Raw genomic sequence first — 659 nt, 5'->3', positions numbered from 1 at the left:
ACGACCTTGATGCCGTCGCCCCACTTGCGCGCGTCGGTGCCTTCCTTCGCGCTCTTCATCTGGCCCACGTAGTACGAGTTGGCCAGGCCCACGTCGCAGATGCCGCCCAGGATGTCGCGCGCCACGTCGCGGTCGCCGCCCGTGGCCTTGCGCGCCAGGTTGGCCTTCACGCCGCGCAGCCATTGCTCGGCCTTGGCTTCGCCGTCGTGCGCGATCAATGACGCGACCAGCGCGGTGTTGTACGGGTGCTGGCCCGCGCGGATGCAGACCTTGCCCTTGTACTTGGGGTTGGCCAGGTCTTCGTAGCGGAAGCTGTTCAGCGGCAGGCCCTTGTCGGCGTACAGCACGCGCGCGCGCATCGACAGCGAGAACCACTGGCCGTCGGCGCCGCGCAGGTTGGCCGGAATGGCCGATTCGAGCGCGGCCGACTTCACCGGCTGCGTGACGCCGCCATCGACCAGGTCCATGAGGTTGCCGATGTCGACCGTCATCAATACGTCGGCGGGCGAGCGAGCGCCCTCGGCCTTCACGCGCTCCAGCAGGCCGTCTTTCACGAACACGGTGTTGACCTTGATGTTGCTCTGCGCGCTGAAGGCCGAGATCAGCGGCTGGATCAGCGCGGGCTCGCGCGTGGTGTACAGCGTGAGTTCGTCGGCGGC

Annotated in this window: 1 protein-coding gene; it reads right to left on the bottom strand. The window is 67.8% G+C overall.

Annotated features, from left to right (window positions below):
- Nucleotides 1-659 (bottom strand): extracellular solute-binding protein (locus AB6807_RS39385; RefSeq protein ID WP_371088814.1); only part of this gene is annotated, 659 nt, incomplete at both ends.

The sequence above is a fragment of the Variovorax sp. RCC_210 genome, from assembly GCF_041355175.1.
Lineage (GTDB): Bacteria > Pseudomonadota > Gammaproteobacteria > Burkholderiales > Burkholderiaceae_C > Variovorax.
Note: the sequence above shows the minus strand (reverse complement) of the source record. Positions and strands in the feature narration are given on the sequence as shown.